The sequence below is a fragment of the uncultured Caulobacter sp. genome, from assembly GCF_947036865.1.
Classification (GTDB): Bacteria; Pseudomonadota; Alphaproteobacteria; order Caulobacterales; family Caulobacteraceae; genus Caulobacter.
In genome coordinates this window covers 1-16,655 of sequence record NZ_CAMQSF010000026.1, presented here as the reverse complement: position 1 = coordinate 16,655, position 16,655 = coordinate 1, and the positions used below count along the sequence as shown (strand labels likewise).

19 protein-coding genes and 1 pseudogene are annotated in these 16,655 nt (G+C 69.7%); 8 read left to right on the top strand and 12 right to left on the bottom strand.

Annotation, left to right across the window (positions count from 1 at the left end):
- Positions 1-10 precede the first annotated feature (10 nt).
- The 4 genes from Q0V34_RS13895 to Q0V34_RS13880 form a co-directional block, all read right to left on the bottom strand.
- The gene (locus tag Q0V34_RS13895) at positions 11-1,951 is read right to left on the bottom strand and encodes a type II and III secretion system protein family protein (RefSeq protein WP_297512868.1); all 1,941 of its coding nucleotides are present in this window, start codon (positions 1,949-1,951) and stop codon (positions 11-13) included.
- Between the two features lie 32 nt (positions 1,952-1,983).
- Positions 1,984-2,880, bottom strand: coding sequence for a Flp pilus assembly protein CpaB (gene cpaB, locus Q0V34_RS13890; RefSeq protein WP_297512866.1), 897 nt, complete (start codon positions 2,878-2,880; stop codon positions 1,984-1,986).
- Positions 2,881-3,079: 199 nt separating this feature from the next.
- Positions 3,080-3,592 (bottom strand): prepilin peptidase, encoded by a 513-nt coding sequence (locus Q0V34_RS13885; protein ID WP_297512864.1) that lies wholly within the window; start codon positions 3,590-3,592, stop codon positions 3,080-3,082.
- Between the two features lie 202 nt (positions 3,593-3,794).
- Entirely contained in the window at positions 3,795-3,974 is a 180-nt protein-coding gene (locus tag Q0V34_RS13880; protein WP_297512863.1) for a Flp family type IVb pilin, read from the bottom strand.
- A 317-nt stretch (positions 3,975-4,291) separates the two neighbouring features.
- Between Q0V34_RS13880 and Q0V34_RS13875 the strand changes: the two genes are divergently transcribed.
- The 3 genes from Q0V34_RS13875 to Q0V34_RS13865 all read left to right on the top strand — a co-directional run bounded on the left by Q0V34_RS13875 (position 4,292) and on the right by Q0V34_RS13865 (position 5,928).
- On the top strand, positions 4,292-4,744 hold the full coding sequence (locus Q0V34_RS13875; protein ID WP_297512862.1) for a pilus assembly protein N-terminal domain-containing protein: 453 nt from the start codon (positions 4,292-4,294) through the stop codon (positions 4,742-4,744).
- 69 nt (positions 4,745-4,813) lie between these two features.
- A complete protein-coding gene (locus Q0V34_RS13870; RefSeq protein ID WP_297512860.1) occupies positions 4,814-5,368 on the top strand; it encodes a TadE/TadG family type IV pilus assembly protein in 555 nt (184 codons plus the stop codon).
- A complete protein-coding gene (locus Q0V34_RS13865) occupies positions 5,365-5,928 on the top strand; it encodes a TadE/TadG family type IV pilus assembly protein (RefSeq protein WP_297512859.1) in 564 nt (187 codons plus the stop codon). The genes Q0V34_RS13870 and Q0V34_RS13865 overlap by 4 nt, the downstream gene beginning before the upstream one ends.
- Positions 5,929-6,154: 226 nt before the next feature.
- Here the strand turns inward: Q0V34_RS13865 and Q0V34_RS13860 are convergent, their stop codons facing one another.
- From Q0V34_RS13860 to Q0V34_RS13850, 3 genes are all read right to left on the bottom strand, one after another.
- The gene (locus tag Q0V34_RS13860; RefSeq protein WP_297512925.1) at positions 6,155-7,609 is read right to left on the bottom strand and encodes an MFS transporter; all 1,455 of its coding nucleotides are present in this window, start codon (positions 7,607-7,609) and stop codon (positions 6,155-6,157) included.
- A gap of 77 nt (positions 7,610-7,686) precedes the next feature.
- Positions 7,687-8,460 carry a tyrosine-protein phosphatase gene (locus tag Q0V34_RS13855; RefSeq protein WP_297512857.1) on the bottom strand — a complete coding sequence of 258 codons (774 nt, stop codon included), beginning with the start codon at positions 8,458-8,460 and terminating at the stop codon, positions 7,687-7,689.
- Between the two features lie 61 nt (positions 8,461-8,521).
- Positions 8,522-9,622, bottom strand: coding sequence for an acyltransferase (locus Q0V34_RS13850; protein ID WP_297512856.1), 1,101 nt, complete (start codon positions 9,620-9,622; stop codon positions 8,522-8,524).
- A 213-nt stretch (positions 9,623-9,835) separates the two neighbouring features.
- Between Q0V34_RS13850 and ygiD the strand changes: the two genes are divergently transcribed.
- Positions 9,836-10,606 carry a 4,5-DOPA dioxygenase extradiol gene (gene ygiD / locus Q0V34_RS13845; RefSeq protein WP_297512854.1) on the top strand — a complete coding sequence of 257 codons (771 nt, stop codon included), beginning with the start codon at positions 9,836-9,838 and terminating at the stop codon, positions 10,604-10,606.
- Between the two features lie 161 nt (positions 10,607-10,767).
- Here the strand turns inward: ygiD and Q0V34_RS13840 are convergent, their stop codons facing one another.
- The gene (locus Q0V34_RS13840; RefSeq protein WP_297512852.1) at positions 10,768-11,448 is read right to left on the bottom strand and encodes a DJ-1/PfpI family protein; all 681 of its coding nucleotides are present in this window, start codon (positions 11,446-11,448) and stop codon (positions 10,768-10,770) included.
- Between the two features lie 95 nt (positions 11,449-11,543).
- Between Q0V34_RS13840 and Q0V34_RS13835 the strand changes: the two genes are divergently transcribed.
- From Q0V34_RS13835 to Q0V34_RS13825, 3 genes are all read left to right on the top strand, one after another.
- Positions 11,544-12,485 carry a GlxA family transcriptional regulator gene (locus Q0V34_RS13835; protein WP_297512850.1) on the top strand — a complete coding sequence of 314 codons (942 nt, stop codon included), beginning with the start codon at positions 11,544-11,546 and terminating at the stop codon, positions 12,483-12,485.
- Between the two features lie 90 nt (positions 12,486-12,575).
- Complete coding sequence (locus Q0V34_RS13830) at positions 12,576-13,469, top strand: CPBP family intramembrane glutamic endopeptidase (protein WP_297512848.1); 894 nt, start codon at positions 12,576-12,578, stop codon at positions 13,467-13,469.
- A 131-nt stretch (positions 13,470-13,600) separates the two neighbouring features.
- Positions 13,601-13,771 (top strand): hypothetical protein, encoded by a 171-nt coding sequence (locus Q0V34_RS13825; protein WP_297512846.1) that lies wholly within the window; start codon positions 13,601-13,603, stop codon positions 13,769-13,771.
- 22 nt (positions 13,772-13,793) lie between these two features.
- Here the strand turns inward: Q0V34_RS13825 and Q0V34_RS13820 are convergent, their stop codons facing one another.
- From Q0V34_RS13820 to Q0V34_RS13810, 3 genes are all read right to left on the bottom strand, one after another.
- Positions 13,794-13,973 carry a hypothetical protein gene (locus Q0V34_RS13820; protein ID WP_297512844.1) on the bottom strand — a complete coding sequence of 60 codons (180 nt, stop codon included), beginning with the start codon at positions 13,971-13,973 and terminating at the stop codon, positions 13,794-13,796.
- A 107-nt stretch (positions 13,974-14,080) separates the two neighbouring features.
- Positions 14,081-14,995 carry a carbon-nitrogen hydrolase family protein gene (locus Q0V34_RS13815; RefSeq protein ID WP_297512842.1) on the bottom strand — a complete coding sequence of 305 codons (915 nt, stop codon included), beginning with the start codon at positions 14,993-14,995 and terminating at the stop codon, positions 14,081-14,083.
- Positions 14,992-15,549 carry a DUF1003 domain-containing protein gene (locus tag Q0V34_RS13810; protein ID WP_297512840.1) on the bottom strand — a complete coding sequence of 186 codons (558 nt, stop codon included), beginning with the start codon at positions 15,547-15,549 and terminating at the stop codon, positions 14,992-14,994. Before Q0V34_RS13810 ends, Q0V34_RS13815 begins: the two co-directional genes overlap by 4 nt.
- Positions 15,550-15,680: 131 nt before the next feature.
- Here Q0V34_RS13810 and Q0V34_RS13805 point away from each other — a divergent pair, with 131 nt between their 5' ends.
- On the top strand, positions 15,681-16,475 hold the full coding sequence (locus tag Q0V34_RS13805) for an SDR family oxidoreductase (RefSeq protein ID WP_297512839.1): 795 nt from the start codon (positions 15,681-15,683) through the stop codon (positions 16,473-16,475).
- Here the strand turns inward: Q0V34_RS13805 and Q0V34_RS13800 are convergent.
- Positions 16,441-16,655: pseudogene (locus Q0V34_RS13800) on the bottom strand (hypothetical protein); the annotation flags it as partial. The gene Q0V34_RS13805 and the pseudogene Q0V34_RS13800 overlap by 35 nt on opposite strands.

Sequence of the window (16,655 nt, the reverse complement as noted above, 5' to 3'; positions counted from 1 at the left end):
GGCGGCGTCCTTACTCGATCACATAGCCCACGGGGCCCTGATAGGCGCGCCCCGCGTTGGCGCCGGCCGGCGCCTTGACCACCTTGTTCAGCCGCCCCAGCAGCACCGTGCTCATGTCGTCGGCGAAGCGCAGGCCGTCAGCCGGCGTCTGCAGGTTCTGAGGCTTGGTCGGGTCGATGATGTAGGGGGTGATGATGATCACCAGCTCGGTCTGATTGTTCAGGAAGTCGCGCGAGCGAAACAGCGCGCCCAGGATCGGCATGCTGGTCATCCCCGGCACGGCGTCGATCATCTCCTTGGTCGTCTGCTGAAGCAGACCGGCGATCATGAACGAGCCGCCCGACGGCAGCTCCACCGTGGTTTCCGCGCGACGGACCGACAGGCCCGGGACCGTCAGAGTGGCGTTGGGACCCGCCGCGAGCGAGAACGCGCCGACGCTGGTCAGTTCCGAGACCTCGGTCGACACCTTCAGCGAGATGCGGCCGCCGGACATCACCACCGGCGTATAGCCCAGACCCACGCCGTAGGGCTTGAACTCCAGCGTGACCTTCCCCGACAGGTCGCTGCCCGTCGGGACCGGGAACTCGCCGCCGACCAGGAAGTGGCCGGCCTCGCCGGACACGGCCGCCAGGTTCGGTTCGGCGAGCGTGCGCACCAAGCCCACCCGCTCGAACGCCTGCAACATGCCCTTGGCGGAGTTGACGCCGTCGCTGCCCGCCAGGTTGTTGGTCACGTTGGCCAGCGGGTTGCCCTTGTCTTGGTAGAACCCCGTCCCCGGCGTGACCGAGTTCAGATTGCTCATGAAGTTCTGCATCCACAGATTGGCCGCGGCGTTGCCGCCGGTGACCGACCCGTTCTGCAGGTACGACTGGACCGCCGACGGCAGGGGGGCCGCCGAGATGCCGACATCGTTCATCGTATAGGTGATCGTCGAGTTGCCCGACGGGATCACGGCGGTCGTCCGGCCCGCGACCGAATTGACGTAGGAGCCGAGATAGCCCCTCTGGGCGCTGGTCAACGAGCTGTCGCTGGCGAGGAAGCGCTGCAGATAGTTCAGCAGCGAGACGCCCGAATTCGCGCCGGGGATCGCGCCGAACAGGCTGGGGATCGGATTGGTCGGCTGCGAGGTGGTGTCCAGCTTGTAGCCGCCGTTGATGCCGCCCAGCAGGCCGCCATTGACCCCGTAGGTCGGCGAGAAGCCCAGGGTGAACTGATCGGAGCCCAGCTGCCCCAGCACGGCGTTCAGATTGACGCCCAGCTGCTTGATGACGTTGCGCTGCACCTCGACGATGCGGACCTGCAGCATCACCTGGTCCTTGCCCGCGACGCTGAGCATGTTCAGGACCTTGTCGGGCGAGCCGACGAACTGGGCGGCGACGCGCGCGGCGCTTTCCGACTCGGCGGCGTTGCGCACCAGGCCGCTCAGCACCACGCTGTCGCGCACGGGCGAGACGGTGATCTTGGCCTCGGGCATGATCCGGCCCAGGGTCGCGGCCAGTTGGTCGACCGGCTGGGTGACGCGGATGTTCAGGGTCAGGATCCGGCGACCGGCGGCGTCGAAGAAGGCCGCGTCGGTCGTGCCCTCGGCCAGGGCGACGATGTAGATCCGCCGCTTGTCGCGCAGCACCGCGTCGGCGGTCTGGGGATTGGTGACCAGGAGGTCGCGGACCTCGCTGGGCAGCTCGACGATCGCCGACTTGCCCTTGGCCAGTTCCAGGGTCGCGGTGTCCTGGTCGGCGGTCAGGGTGACGCGCGCCACCTGCTCGCCGGCGGAAGGGGCGTAGGTGACCGGGGCGGGCGCCGGCGGCGGGGGCGCGGCGCGGACGGCGCGGGCCGGCGGGCGATACAGGTGCGAGCCGCCGACCGGGCCGTCGGCGAAGGCCGGCGCGCTCGACGACATGGCCAGCAGGGCGGCCGCGTGGGCCGTCAGGAGGCGACGCTTGAAGGACATCTGGGCTTTCGGGGAAGCGTCCAAGGGGCGGTTCACGGGCGCACCGCCACGCTGGTGGTCGCGCCGCCGCGGTTGATGCGGACGGTGGAGTCGTCGACGGTCACGGGCCGGGTCATGCCCGACGGGCCGCCGAGGTCGGTATAGGCCCGCAACGCCAGGGTGATCGGGCCGGACGCCTTGGCCTTGGCCAGGGCCTCGGCCTCGGCCGGTCCGACCTCGAGGGTGGCGGTGGCGGCGACGATCGACTTGGCGTCCTTGTCGGCGGCGGTGTTCTGGTCGAGCGCCAGCACGCGGATGTTCTGCAGCACGGTCTCGGCGACCGTCGCCTTGCCCAGGCTCGGCCCGCCCTCGCCGCCGCCGCCCGAGACCTCGCGCGTCGACAGCACGTCGACGCGGTCGCCCGGCAGGATGAAGCCGCCCACGGCGGTGTCGGAGCTGACCGGCACGGACATGGCGCGCTTGCCGGGGGTCAGGACGACGGACAGATAACCGCCCTCGCCGCCCCGCACGATCTTGCGAGGGGTGATCGGCTCGCCGGTCAGGATGGCGTCGCGGACGATCGCGCCCTCGACCGCCTTGGACGGATCGGCGCCGATCATCTGGTCGGCCGTGGCGGCCAGGGTCGCCTTGGCCTCGGCGACCTTGCCGTCCGGCTTGGGCGGCGCCGCGCCGTTGGTGATGAAGGCGCCATTGATCGCGTCGGAGGGCCAGGCCTGCCAGGTGACGTCGCTGGCCACCAGGCGGGTCCCGACGGGCAGGTCGCGCTTGGCGACCAGGACCTGGGTCATGGGCTTGCCCGGCGCCGCCGCGGGCGCGGCGCGAACCATGGGCGCGACCGGCTTGCCGCCCAGCACGCGCTGCAACACGACGGCCAGGCCGATGGCCGAGATCGCGGCGACCAGGACGATCAGGAGACGGACGGGGCTCATGCGCGGGCTGAAAACTCTGGGGTGAGCCGCGTGGCCGCCTTCAGGCGAACGCGCGCGATTCGTCAGTCAGCCCTTCTGGCTACGGCCCATGCTCGCCCGCGCATGGTTAACGGGCGCTAAAAGTTTTTAACGGCGGGCTAGGAAATCGCGCGACAGGCTGTCGCGCCGCGCGCCCCGGCGAGAGAGGACGAGAGGGGCTTCAGCCCAGCAGGCCGTGGGCCAGCGCGCCTTGCGGGAAGGCGACCAGGGCGCCGATCGCGATGGCGACGCCGTAGGGCAGGTCGCCGCCCTCCGCGCCCAATTTGCGCAGCCACGCCGGACCGCCGGCCACGGCCGGGGCCAGCCAGCCCGAGCGCAGGGCCAGGATGGCGAAGGTCAGGGCGCCGCCGGCCAGACCCGTATAGAGCATGAACGGCAGGGCGGCGGGCCAGCCCAGCCACAGGGCGCAGACCGCGAACAGCTTGCCGTCGCCGCCGCCGATCCAGCCGGCCGCGAACATGCCCATGCCCATCAAGAGGCCCACGAAGCCGACGGCCAGGCACAGGCCGATCTGACCCAGCGGCGCGCCGCTGACCAGGGCGGCCGGAACGAAGGCGGCGATCAGCGCCAGCGAGATCCAGTTCGGGATCGTGTAGCTGGTCAGGTCCTTCAGCGCGCCCACGATGGCCAGGGCCGGAAAGATCAGCAGCAGCGGGATCTGAATAGCCTGCATGGGGACGAAGGCGCCTTGGTTTCGATCTCGCGCCACTATGGGACGCGACCGGTGAAGCAATGGTTTCCCGCGAGGTCCCTGGCGTCGGAAAAGCCGGCCGCGAACCAAGTGTCTCCCGCCGCGAAGACTTGCCGAACCCAAAGAAAAAGGGCCGGAGCGCGAAGCCCCGACCCTCTTTTTTCGAGCGTGTCGCGAGGTTGGCTTAGGTGCCAGCCGCCGTCGACACGGTGGTGCCGGCCTTCGTGAAGGCGGTCTTCAGGTTGGTGCCGAGGGTCGTGACGGCGGTCGCGATGACGACGGCGATCAGGGCGACGATGAGGCCGTATTCGATGGCCGTGGCGCCCGATTCATTCTTCAGGAAGCGCGTGACGAACTTGGTCATGACTTGGTCTCCTTAACCAGGGTTGGTTGATTTGAGGTTCTCAAGCCAGCTCGACTTGCTCACCCCCGAAAACACGATCAATTTCGCCGACCTCACTTAATGGCCAGTAAATGCCGAATAGTTTTCGGCGATTTTCTTTTGGTTTATTTGTATTTACTGTTATTTGTTCTTAACCATGGAGACCGCCACCTTGGCCAAGGCCTTCTGATTCAACGACTTTCTTGGGCGACGCTTCGCCGCGCCCGGCGTCGCTTTAGTCTTTTGTTGACCAATAAAAATGAGACTGGACCCGTTCGGACCCGGGATCGGAAACCCTCATGCGCCGCCTTTCGCTCGCCTTCGTCGCCGCCGCGACCCTGATCGCGCCCCTCGGCGCCCTGTCCGCGCGGGCCCAGATGCTCCCGGCCCGGAGCCTGCCGACGCCAAACTCGGCGGATCTGCCGGTCGCGGCGGGCCAAGCCTCCTATGTGAATCTGGGGGCGCCGGTCCGCGACATCGTGGTCGGCGACCCGGCCGTGGCCGACGTCAGCGTCGTCAACGACCGCACCCTGGTGGTCCTGGGCAAGCGCCCGGGCGTGACCAGCCTGCTGGCCTTCGGTCCCGGCGGCCGCGCCCTGGCCGATCGGCAGATCGTGGTGTCGGAAAACAGCGGCGGCGGCGTGACCATCTATCGCGGCGCGGTCGCCAGCAACTATGCCTGCGCCGCCCAGTGCACGCGGCTGGGCGCGGCCGCCGCCGGCGCGGCGACGGCGGCTCCGACCGTGCCCTAAAAGACTCGCGCGCGTGAGCGGGCGCGTTCCTAACCAGTGGTTAGGATCGTTGCGCTAGCGTCGCGCGCCATGGTCCACGGCCTCACCCTCGTCCGCGCCCGCCGCCGCCTGGCTCGCCTGGCGGGCCGTTTCGCGCGCGCCGAGCGCGGCGCGACCGCCGTCGAGTTCGCCCTGGTGGCCATTCCGTTCCTGATGCTGGTCTTCGCCATCATCGAGCTGGGCCTCGTCTTCCTGGTGTCCCTGACCCTGGAGAACGCGGTGATCGACGCCGGCCGCACCATCCGCACCGGCGAGATCCAGAACAGCGGCGGCACGGCGTCCAGCTTCAAGACCGCCGTCTGCAACCGGATGAGCTGGATCGGAGCGTCCACCTGCGGCTCGGCCCTGCAGATCGACGTGCGGACCTTCGCCGACTACGCGACCAGCGCCACCTCGGCCAGCGCCGGCACGGTGCCGACGACCATGAACTGGAACCCGGGCACGGCCGGTTCGATCGTGCTCGTCCGGGCCTACTACACCTGGCCGCTGATCACGCCGCTGCTTCAGACGGGCCTGCAGAGCAGCAACGGCAAGCGGATCATCTACGCCGCCACCGCCTTCACCAATGAGCCCTACGACCAATGAGCGGCCGCGCGAGAAAGCCCGCTCTTAAGAGCTTCTGGCGCGATCGGCGCGGTGTTTCGGCCGTCGAGTTCGCCCTGATCGCCCCGGTGCTGATCGTGATGTACTGCGGCATGGCCGAGATGACCCAGGCGATGATGGCCCAGCGGCGCCTGTCGAACATCGCCTCGACCATCGGCGACCTGGTGGCCCAGAACGCCCAGACCGGTCCCAGCAAGACCAGCGACATCTTCACGATCGGGACGACCATCATGGCGCCGTTCCCGACCTCGACCCTGCAGATGTGCGTGGCCAGCGTCGTGTCGGACTCCACCGGCAAGGACACCGTGTCGTGGTCCAAGGCCTCGGTGACCGGCATGACAAGCTGCCCGGCCCAGAACGCCGTGGTCACCACCATCCCGGCCAGCGTGCTGCCCGCCAGCCAGAGCGTGATCATGGCCAAGGTCAGCTATACCTACGCCTCCCCGATCAAGCTCGTTCTGCCCACCAGCATGACCTTCATGCGCACCTACTACCTGCGGCCGCGCAAGTCCGACACGGTGCTGTGGTCGACGTCGAACTGAGGCTTCAAATCAGCTCGGGATAAAGGTCATCCCAGAACGGATTGGTCCGCTCGATCAGGTTGATCTTCCCGCCTGGCCCCGTCGCCGACGAAGCCCCTTTGCGCCGAACCTGGCTTCACCATGGATCCTCGCCACAAGGGCGAGGAAGACAATTGGGGGAGAGCATTGTTCCAGGAGCTCGCGGAACGCTGGCGGGCGGTCAAGAGCAATCGCAAGCAGGCGCCCCTCACCCCTCCCGGCCGCCGCCCTTCACGCTGAACAGGCCCAGCAGCCCCAGCGCCAGCAGGCCGGCGATCGGCAGGAAGCCGGCGACCTGGCTGTGGAACAGCTTGGTCGCCAGGGCCACCAGCAGCGAGCCCAGCCACATGGTCGCCGTGCCCGACAGCGAGAACAGGCCGAAGAACGCCGCCATCCGGTCGGGCGGGGCCAGCCGCACCAGCAGCGTCCGGCTCGAGGCGTACTGGGCGGTGACGAACACCGCGACCAAGAGGCCCAGCCCCAGATAGATCAGCTGGGGCAGGGTGTTGAAGAGCGGGAAGCTCCAGACCGGCGCGTGGCTCGCCTCCGGCCAAGACCAGAGATAGAGGATCTTGTCGCGGGTCATGCCCAGCATGGCCATCAGCACCACGATGCAGCCGAAGATCTCGGCCTGCACGGCCCGGCGCGGCCCCAGGGTCTTGTCCAGCCACGGCGCGATCAGGCCGCCCAGCACGCCGAAGATCGACAGCGAGATGCCGTAGGCCAGCATCTCCAGCTCGCCCCACTTCATCAGCCCGGCCGCGAACAGGCCGCCGAAGATGATCAGGGCCGTCATGCCGTCGCAGTAGAACATCCGCGCGGCCAGGAACTTGGCCGGTTCGGCGTGGCCCTTCAGATTGGCGAAGGTGTCGGCGATCAGCTTCACGCCTTCCTTCAGGCTGGCCGTCAGCGACACGCCGGTGCGCGGCGCGTCGGGGGTCCACAGGAAGAACGGGATGGCGCCCAGCAGCATCACGGCCGCCGAGAGGGGGCCGACCAGGCGGCTGGGCTCGTGCGCGGTCTGGCTGAGGCCGAACAGCGGCGCGGACGGCACGAACGACCACGGCACGACGCCCGGCAGCACGAACGCCCACATCACGAAGATCAGCAGGGACACCGACAGGCCGTTGGCCACCGCGTAGCCCAGGCCCGAAAGCACCGGCTCCTGCCCCGGCGCGGCGGCGCGCGACAGCAGCGAGTTGTTCAGCACGTCGCCCCAGTTATAGGCCACGCCCAGCACGATCAGCGCTTGGCCGATCAGGCTGACCGGCAGGCCACCCGGCTTGGCCAGCCACAGCGCGCAAAGCAGCGGGATCATGATAGCCAGCAGCAAGGCGAACAGCGGCTTGCGCGGCCCGAACCGCTCGATCGACGCCCCCAGCAGCGGCGCGGTGAACGCGGTGACCAGGCCATACATCGTGGAGATATCGGCGACGACCGCCTGGCCCTTGACCGGATCGCCGACCAGCACGCGCGAGAAGTACGGCGCGAAGACATAGATGGTGACCAGGATCACGTACGGATCGCGCGTGCCCTGGTGCAGGATCCAGGCGAGCGCCCCGCGCGAGAGGCGCTTCGGAGGCGCGGGGACCAGAACGTCCTCGCCCACGGTCTCGCTGAAGCCCGGAGGCGACCCCGCCAACTCGCTCATGCCACACCCAATGAAGCCGGCCCTCTGCCGGGACCGTCAGGCGAGGTTGGCGGTTAAACGGGCGTTTGTCACCTTAAGGATTTGAGGGCCTACAGCAGGATGTGCGCCCGCACGCGCTCGCGGGTCGCGGCGTCCAGGCCGATGGTCGTCTCCAGATAGCCGTCCAGCGAGCCGTGTTCGGCCTTCACCGCCTCGAACGTCGCCGCCAGGTAGCGGGCCTCGACGCCCATGGCCGCGCGCATGGCGCCCTCGCTGGGCCGTCGGCCGGTGGCGGCCTCGATATTGTCCATGAAGATGTGACCCCGCCGCGCGAAGCGCGTGGGGTCGTTGGTCAGCAGGTAGTCGTCGATGATGTCGTCGTCGGCGACGCCGGCGATGTGGTGGGTCAAGGCGGCCAGCACCCCGGTGCGGTCCTTGCCCGCCGCGCAGTGGATCAGCGCCGGGCCCCGCCCCTCGGCCAGCGCCAGGAAGAAGCGGCGGAAGAGGTCGATATGCCGTTCCTTGAACGGCAGGCGGCGATAGTAGTCGTCCATATAGGCGTGGACGGAGTCCTCGGTCAGGTCGGCGCTGGCGATGAACTCCAGCCACGGATCGGCGCCGGTGACGCCAAGATCGTTGTCGATCACCTCCGCCGAAAAGCCCGCCCAGCGGCGCGACGGCGAACGCTCGCGCTCGTTGGGCCGGCGCAGGTCGACCAGGGTGACGATGCCCAGCGCCGCCAGGGTCTCGAGGTCGGCGTCGGTGGCCTCGGCCTGGTGCGCCGAGCGGAACAGGACGCCCTTCCTCAGCCGCCCCGCCCCGGCGGCGTAGTCGCCGAAGTCGCGGAAGTTCTCGACGCCTTGCAGGGGGATGTGACGGGTCATGAGGGGGATTTAGCGGCCCGGCGCGCCGATGGCGAGGCCCGCTGAAAATCCCCGCGAACGGCTAGGGTTGTTTCCGCAACAGCGGCTGCAGCCGCGCCTGGATCGGCTGGTCGACGAAGGTGTGGAACAGCCAGGCGAAGCCGTAGGCGATCGGGAAGCCCGCCACCCACATCAGCCACTGCCAGCCGATGCCGATCGGCACGGTCTCGATCAGCCTGTGCACCGCGCTCCAATAGATCACCCCGACGAAGATGTGGGTGATGAACAAGGCGAAGGAGAGCTTGGCGCCCTCCTCGATCCAGCGGCGCGGATGCTTGACCGGCAGGCGGCCGGCGCCCAGCACGATCATGCCGATGGCCGTGAGCGACGGCGCGTCGAACAGCCACTCGTCGGGCAGGGCGTAGCGGTCCAGCGGCTGGGTCACGACCAGCAGGGCGATCCCACCCCACAGCAGGGCCCGGGCCATGGCCTCGGACGGCCAGCGCATGTCGACCGCGCGCGCCAAGCACACCCCGAGAATGAACAGCGGCAGCGCCCGCACCACGCCGAACTGGAATTGCAGGTCGGGCAGCGCGTGGTGGAAGACCTGGCGGGCGATGATCTCGAAGACGCCCAGGATCGCGGCCGCGCGCAGCGGCAACAGCCAGGCGTGACGCACGCGGCTGACCGTTCGCCAGAAGAACGGGAATAGGGCGTAGCAGACGATCAGGGCCGACAGCGACCAGCTGGGCAGGTTCCAGCCGTCGCTGGGAAAGCCCCAGGCGTGGATCAGCAGGGCCTGGACCGGCAGCTGGTCCCAGGCGAAGCGGCTGGGCTTGTGGGCGTCGGTGCCGGCGAGATTGAGCAGCAGCACCAGCGCCGCCAGCATGGCCAGCACGATCAGGTGCCCTGGCCAGACCCGCGCCGCGCGCCGCGCCCAGAACCGGAGCGTGCCGATCCGGCCTCGGATCACCGACCCGCCATAGGCGCGCCCCAGCACATAGCCGGACAGCATCAGAAAGAAGTCGGTCGCCAGGAAGCCCCGCGAGAACACCTGGTGGAAGCGCTCCAGCCGGATCGGGCTCTCGGCGCCGTAGTGATAGACGACGATCAGCAGCGAGGCGAGAAAGCGCAGGAAATCCAAGGCCCCGCCGCGCACGACCTCGCGCTGGGGGGGCTCCACGACGGCCGCCGCCCGCGGTTGGTCGTCTGGGACGAGGCCAAGCGGGCCAGCCGAGACGGAGGTCTCGCCCGGCGGATCGTGGGGCAGCGGGACGGTCACCGCATGGCCATAACAAAGCGGGCCGCGCGGCGGAAGTCGTCAGCGATCGGTCGGCTTGTGGTATGGCGTCGCGGCCACTATCTGTAACCAATAGTGTTTCCGATAGGCCCCGCCATGCCCCGTATGCCCGTCCTGTTCGTCGGCCACGGCTCGCCGATGAACGCCATCGAGGACAACGCCTGGAGCCGCGACTGGCGGCGTCTGGGCCAGAGCCTGCCCCGCCCGACGGCGATCCTGATGGTCAGCGCCCATTGGGAGACGCAGGGCGCGAGCGCGGTCAGCGCCGCGACCGCGCCAGAGACCATCCACGACTTCTTCGGCTTCCCCCAGGCGCTGTTCGACGTGCGCTACCGGGCGCCGGGCGATCCGGCCCTGGCGGCGCGGGTGGCCGACCTGCTCGCCCCCGACCGGGTGGTCCAGCACCCGACGCGGGGCCTCGATCACGGGGCCTGGGGCGTGCTGGCCCCGATGTTCCCGGAGGCCGACATCCCGGTCGTCCAGCTCAGCCTCGATCGCGCCCGGCCCGAGCGCTGGCACTACGCGGCCGGACGCCGCCTGGCCCCGCTGCGCGACGAAGGCGTGCTGATCATGGGCAGCGGCGACATCGTCCACAACCTGCGCGCCGCCGACTTCCGCCGTCCGGAAGCGCCGCCCTGGGCCGACCGCTTCAACGAGACGGCCAAGCGCCTGATCCTGGCGGGCGACCACGACCCGCTGATCGACTGGCGGACCTTGGGTCCCGACGCCGAAGCCTCGATCAACAGCGCCGAGCACTATCTGCCGCTGCTCTACGTGCTGGGCGCGGCGGCGGCCGGCGAGCCGGTCAGCTTCTTCAACGACGACGTCTTCGCGGCGATCTCGATGACGGGAGTGAAGGTGGGGTGATCACCCTTCCCCTCTTCTCCCCCTCATGGGGGAGGTGTCGCGGCCGCGAAGCGCGCCGTGACGGAGGGGGTTGGTCATGACTCAGTCGCGTCGGCGCTGGCCCCCTCCACCGGCTTCGCCGGTCCCCCTCCCCCAAGAGGGGAGGAGAGAAGAAGCGCTGGCTACATCGCCTCCGCCGCCTTCCTCGCCGCCTCGACTCGCGCGTCCATCGCCTTGCCGTAGATCGCCGACACCCGCCGCAGCACCGCCTCCGGCGCGGTCTCGGGACGCCCCGCCTCGAACGGCGGAGCCGGGGCGTATTCGACCGCCAGCTGGATGCTCTGGGCCATGTCGTCGCCGGCCAGCTCGGCCACCATGGTCAGGGCGAAGTCGATGCCCGCCGTCACGCCGCCGCCGGTGATGTAGCGCCCGTCCCGCGCCACCCGCGACGGGTCGGGGATCGCGCCGAACAGGGCCAGCTGGTCGCGCCAAGCCCAGTGGCAGGCGGCGCGCTTGCCCTTCAGCAGCCCGGCCGCGCCCAGCACCAGCGAGCCGGTGCAGACCGAGCAGACATAGCGCGCGCCGTCGGCCAGCCGGCGGATCTCGGCGATGAAGTCGGGATCGCCCATGGCCTCGGTCGTTCCGAGGCCGCCCGGCACGATCAGCACGTCGCAGGCCTCGATGTCCGACAGCTTGGGCAGGCGCGCGAACACGAGGCCGTCGGCCTCGATCTCGCCGCCCGCGAGGCTGGCGGTCGTCACCGTCGCGCCAGGCAGGCGGCACAGGATCTGGTGCGGACCGGTGAAGTCGAGGTGGGTGACCCCCGGAAACAGGGCGATGACGATGTGCAGCGGCTGGGTCATTCTTGATCTCCGTCGCGATTGACGGGCGCAGCATCGCTGGCTTAGCCTCTGGCGCAAATGACGTAGTTCCCGCGATTTCAGCCACGGACCTTGGCATGCCCCGCGCGATCGGCTTTCTCGTCTATCCCGGCTTTCAGCTGCTGGACGCCACCGGCCCGATCGCGGCCTTCGAGATCGCGGGACGGCTGTCGCCGGGCGCCTATGCCCTGCACTTCCTGTCGCTGCGCGGCGAGCCGACGCCGAGTTCCTCGGGCGCGACCCTGCTGACCACCGCCCTGGCCGACGCGCCCAGGCTCGATACTCTGATCATCTCCGGCGGCGACGGGGTGAAGGTTCCCGCCACCTGTCCGGAGACCCTGGCCTTCGTCCGCGCCGCCGGCCGCGAGGCCCGCCGCGTCGCCTCGGTCTGTTCGGGAACCTATGTCCTGGCCGAGGCGGGCCTGCTGGACGGCAAGCGCGCCACCACCCACTGGAGCCGAACCCAGGATTTCCAGCGCCGCTATCCGAACATCCGGCTCGAGCCCGACCGCATCTTCGTGCAGGACGGTTCGGTCTGGAGCTCGGCCGGCATCACCGCCGGCATCGACCTGTCCCTGGCCCTGATCGGCGCCGACGAGGGCGAGGCCGTCGCCCGCCGGACGGCCCAGCAGCTGGTCGTCTATCACCACCGCCCGGGGGGCCAGTCGCAGCACTCGGCGCTGATCGACCTGCGCCCCGGCCGCTTCGACGCCCTGCTGTCCTGGGCCCGCCAGAACCTGGCCGAGCCCCTGACCGTCGAGCAACTGGCCGATCGCGCGGCGATGAGCCCGCGCAACTTCGCCCGCCTGTTCGCCCAGGAGACCGGCGTCACCCCGGCCAAGGCCGTCGAGCGCCTGCGGGTGGAGGCCGCCCGCGCCCTGCTCGACAGCCAGCCGCTGCAGGTCGAGGACGTGGCGCTGGAGGTCGGCTTCGGCGACAGCGAGCGCATGCGCCGCGCCTTCGTCCGCGCCTTCGGCCAGCCGCCCCAGGCGCTGCGACGCGCGGCCAAGGCCGGCTAGCCGACCGCGCCCTAAAGTAGAGCTTGGGTCGCCCGGTGAAGTTTGGCAGATTGCCGGTCTCCCAACGCGGGAGGTGAAGAGATCACCGCCATGCCTCCCGACCAGGACGCCTCGTTCTTCAACGCGGCCCCCGACCTGAAATCCCGAGCCGGAGCGCTCGGCAAGGCCCTTGTCTATCTGCTGGTCGCGTTCATCTCGGCGGTCGCGGTTTCGGCCTTGCTCAAGGCGGCGACGGGCCAAAATCTGCGGGCGTTGCTGCAAGCGGGTCTATCCGGCGCGCTGATCGCCCATGCCGCTCTGTTCACGGCCCTGGCGGTCGTCCCGACCCTGCTGTGCCTTGGTCTGTGGAAGGAGCCATTCTCCGTGAGCGGCTGGTCCCCTCGTCGCGCGCCTGTCCTCGCGGCCGCCGGCGTGGCGGCCGGCGCCGGCCTGATGGGCTTGATCGTCCTCGTGCTCTGGGTGCTGCACGCCTGGTCCGGCGCCCTCGCCGTCTCGCCGGCGCGCATCGGCGAACTGCTGTTGCTCTCGGCCTTGCTCTGGACGCTGCAGGCGGCGCACGAGGAGGCCCTGCACCGCGGCTACGCCTTCGCGCGGCTGTCCCGCGCCGTGTCCTTCTGGCCGGCGGCCGCGCTGCTGAGCCTCTGGTTCGCGGCCGGCCATCTCGGCCAGCCCGGCGCCACGCCGCTGTCCCTGGCGATGGCGGGGGTTTTGGCGCTGATCCTGGCCTGGTCGTTCCTGCGGACGGGATCGCTGTGGTTCGCCCTCGGCTTTCACGCCAGCTGGAACTTCGCCCAGAGCACCGTCTTCGGCCTGGCCAACAGCGGCGGCGAAAGCAAGCTGTCCGTGTTCAGGTCGACCTTGGCGGGTCCGGAGCTCCTGACCGGCGGCTCGGCCGGTCCGGAGGGCAGCCTGCTCAGCCTGGCGGCGGCCGTCCTGCTGATCCTGACGATCAGGTTCGTCCTGCCTCGGCTCGCTCCCGCCTGAATTCGGATCGCCCAGGACTCGCCCCCGGCCACCGAGGCGGACGCCCGGCGCCCATTGAACGCTCGACATAACCGCGCAACAAATCCCGGGAACGGTCTTCGAAGACATGACCGACCTCGGGAGCAAACCGCATGACGATCGCTACTAAGCTGGGCGTCACCGCCCTGGCCGCCGCCGCCCTGGCCCTGGCCGTTCCGGCCTCGGCCGCGCCGCACCACCACCGCCCGCACAAGGTCCGCGTCTGCAAGGTCGAGCGCCATCACCACAAGGCCACGCGCGTCTGCCACTGGGTGCGCCGCTAGAGCCCCCCGAAGGCGCGCTGGATCAATCCGGAGCGCGCGGCGTCTTTTCCAGCGCGTCCTGCACGCGATGGCCGGCCGCCGTGCCGCCGGCGTCGTCGGCGGCGATATCGCCTTGATCGTTCAGGTCGTCATTGGCCTGGGTGACGGCCTCCTCGGCCTGTTCCTCGGACGGGTCTCGCGGTGCGGTCGGGTTGTCGGACATCGGGCAAGCTCCTGAAGGGATCGAGGGCTTAACCCGCGCCGCCCCCGCCCGTTCCGCCTATCGCACCGCCCCGCTCCATCGCTAAGCGGCCCGCGGCGCCAGGATGGTCATGGCCTGGTCCGGTCGCGCGACCTTGGGTCATCGACCAGCACGCCCGAGTGCAACACGCCGTCGATCGCGCGGTCACGCCAAGCGACGGTGCTGTCATAGATCGGCGCGTCGAAGTCGATCTCCTGGACGATCCAGCCTTCGGCCTCGGGCGCGCAGGCCCACGGGATCACGCCGTCGGGCCGCACGATGAACGACGGCCAGCAGCTCCTCGGCGCGGCGCTGTTCGGGCAGCTGATCCACATGTTGTTGTTCGAGGCCGCCGCGATCATCCCCGCCGGCATGGTGATCGCCGGCAGCGTGGTCCCGCCCGTGAGCGCGTGACGACCGACCTGCGCCTCCATCGCCGCGAACCGCTCGGGAGAGAGACCGCCCGCGTGGAAGCCGTGGAACATCATGCGCGCGCCCCGTCGCTGATAGGCGCGATAGAGCTCGGGATAGCGGTAGTCGTGACAGATCAGGACGCCGCAGCGCACGCCCTTGATCTCGAACACCGCCAGGTGGTCGCCGGGCGTGTAGTGGGCGAGATCGCCGGTCAGCCCCGCCGCGTCGCCCGCGCAAAAGCGCTTGTCGTAGCGATCGACCAGCACGCCGGCGCCGTCGATGACATAGGCGCAGTTATGCGGCTTGCGGCCCTCCGACAGCCGGTGCGCCGAGCCGAGCACGACCCACAGCTCCAGTTCGGCCGCCAGCGCCATGACCCGCCGCGTCGCCGCCTCCAGCCGCGCCCAGTCGAAGCCCTCGAAGCTTTCGAAATCGACGCCGGCATAGCCCGATAGCGCCGCTTCTGGGAAATGCACGACGTCGGCGGCGGCCGACCAGGCCTGGCGCATCAGCCGCTCGATCGCCGCGAGGTTGGCCCCGATGTCCGCCGACACCGCGAACTGCGCCGTGACGACGGTCAGGGTCGTCATTCCCGCCCCGCTCGCAGCCGCGCCACCTCGGCCTGGAGCTCGGCCAGCCGCTCGGCGTGTTCGCGGCACAGCAGCATCAGCTCCTCGCTGCGCAAAGCGTCCAGCTTGTCGATGACCCGCATGATCTCCAGCTCGGCGCGCAGATTGACGGCGTAGTCGTGCTCGGCCGTCTTGCGGTCCTTCGCCGCCTGGCGGTTCTGGCTCATCATGATCACCGGCGCCTGGATGGCGGCCAGGGTCGAGAGCAGCAGGTTCAGGAAGATGAACGGATAAGGGTCGAAGGCGCGCTTCAGCGGCTCCAGCGCCAGGTTCAGCCCCATCCACAGGACCAGCGCCAGGGCGAAGCCGCCGATGAAGCCCCACGAGCCGCCGATCGCCGCGACGCGGTCGGCCAGCCGCGTCCAGAAGGTCGTATCGTCATCGTCGTCCAGCGGCCCGGCCGACGGCTCCTCGGCCAGGATCAGGTCGATGACCCGCCTCTGCACGTCGGTCAGCTCGTCATAGGGCTGGTTCAGCAGGTCCAGCGACAGATGGTTCAGGCGTTCGGGGCTCATGCGGGACTCGCGCGCGACGGAGCCGCGATCATCGACGTCCCGGGGGAAGCCTGACAAGACCGAACGCGCCTTGACCCGTTCGCCGTCTGCCCGTCTGATCGGCGATAACCAAGATACGGGAGGGGACCGACATGCCAGCGAACGGCCGCAAGAGCATCTTCATCACCGGCGCCGCCAGCGGCATCGGCCTGGCCTGCGCCAAGCGCTTCGCCAAGGAGGGCTGGTTCGTGGGCCTCTCCGACATCGATCGCGCGGGCCTGCTCGCCGCCCAGGACGCGCTCGGACGGGAGAACGCGACGGCCAACATGCTCGACGTGCGCGATCGCGACAGCTGGGCCAACGCCCTGGGCGCGTTCGGCAAGGAGACGGGCGGCAAGCTCGACGTCCTGCTGAACAACGCCGGCGTGGCGCGGTTCGGACTGCTGGGCGACCTCTCGGACGCCGACTGCGACATCCAGGTCGACGTCAACATCAAGGGCGTGATCAACGGCGCCCGCGCGGGCCTGCCGTTGCTGAAGGAGGCCAGGGGGCGGCTGATCAACATCGCCTCGTGCGCGGGCCTCTACGGCTCGCCGAAGCTGGCGGTCTATTCGGCCACCAAGTTCGCCGTGCGGGGCCTTTCCGAGGCGCTCGACGTCGAATACGCCGCCCAGGGCGTCAGCGTCGCTTGCGTGATGCCGTGGTTCGTCGAGACTCCGATCCTGAACGCCGGGGCGTCAGGCACGAACGAGCAGATGGTCGACTCCCTCCGCAAGGGCGGGCTCGAGGTCTATCCCGTCGAGGACGCCGCCCAGGTGGTCTGGGACGCCGCCCACGGCAAGGCGCTGCACTATTTCGTCGGCAAGCGGGCCAAGCAGATGCGCTTCGCCACCAGTCACATGGCGAACGTCGTCAGGAAGCAGCTCCGCTCCCGGCCCCTACTGTAGTCTTCAGGCCTTCCAGCGGCGCGGGGCGATCGGCCGAGACCGGGATCGCCTTGGCGGCGGGCTTGTCGACCGCCGGCGCGACGGCCGACTTGACCGGCGTGATCGCCGGCGTCGGGGCCTTGGCCGTGACGATCGGCGCGGCGGCGTCGCCGGCGGGGGCCGCGCCCGCCGAAGCGGGTT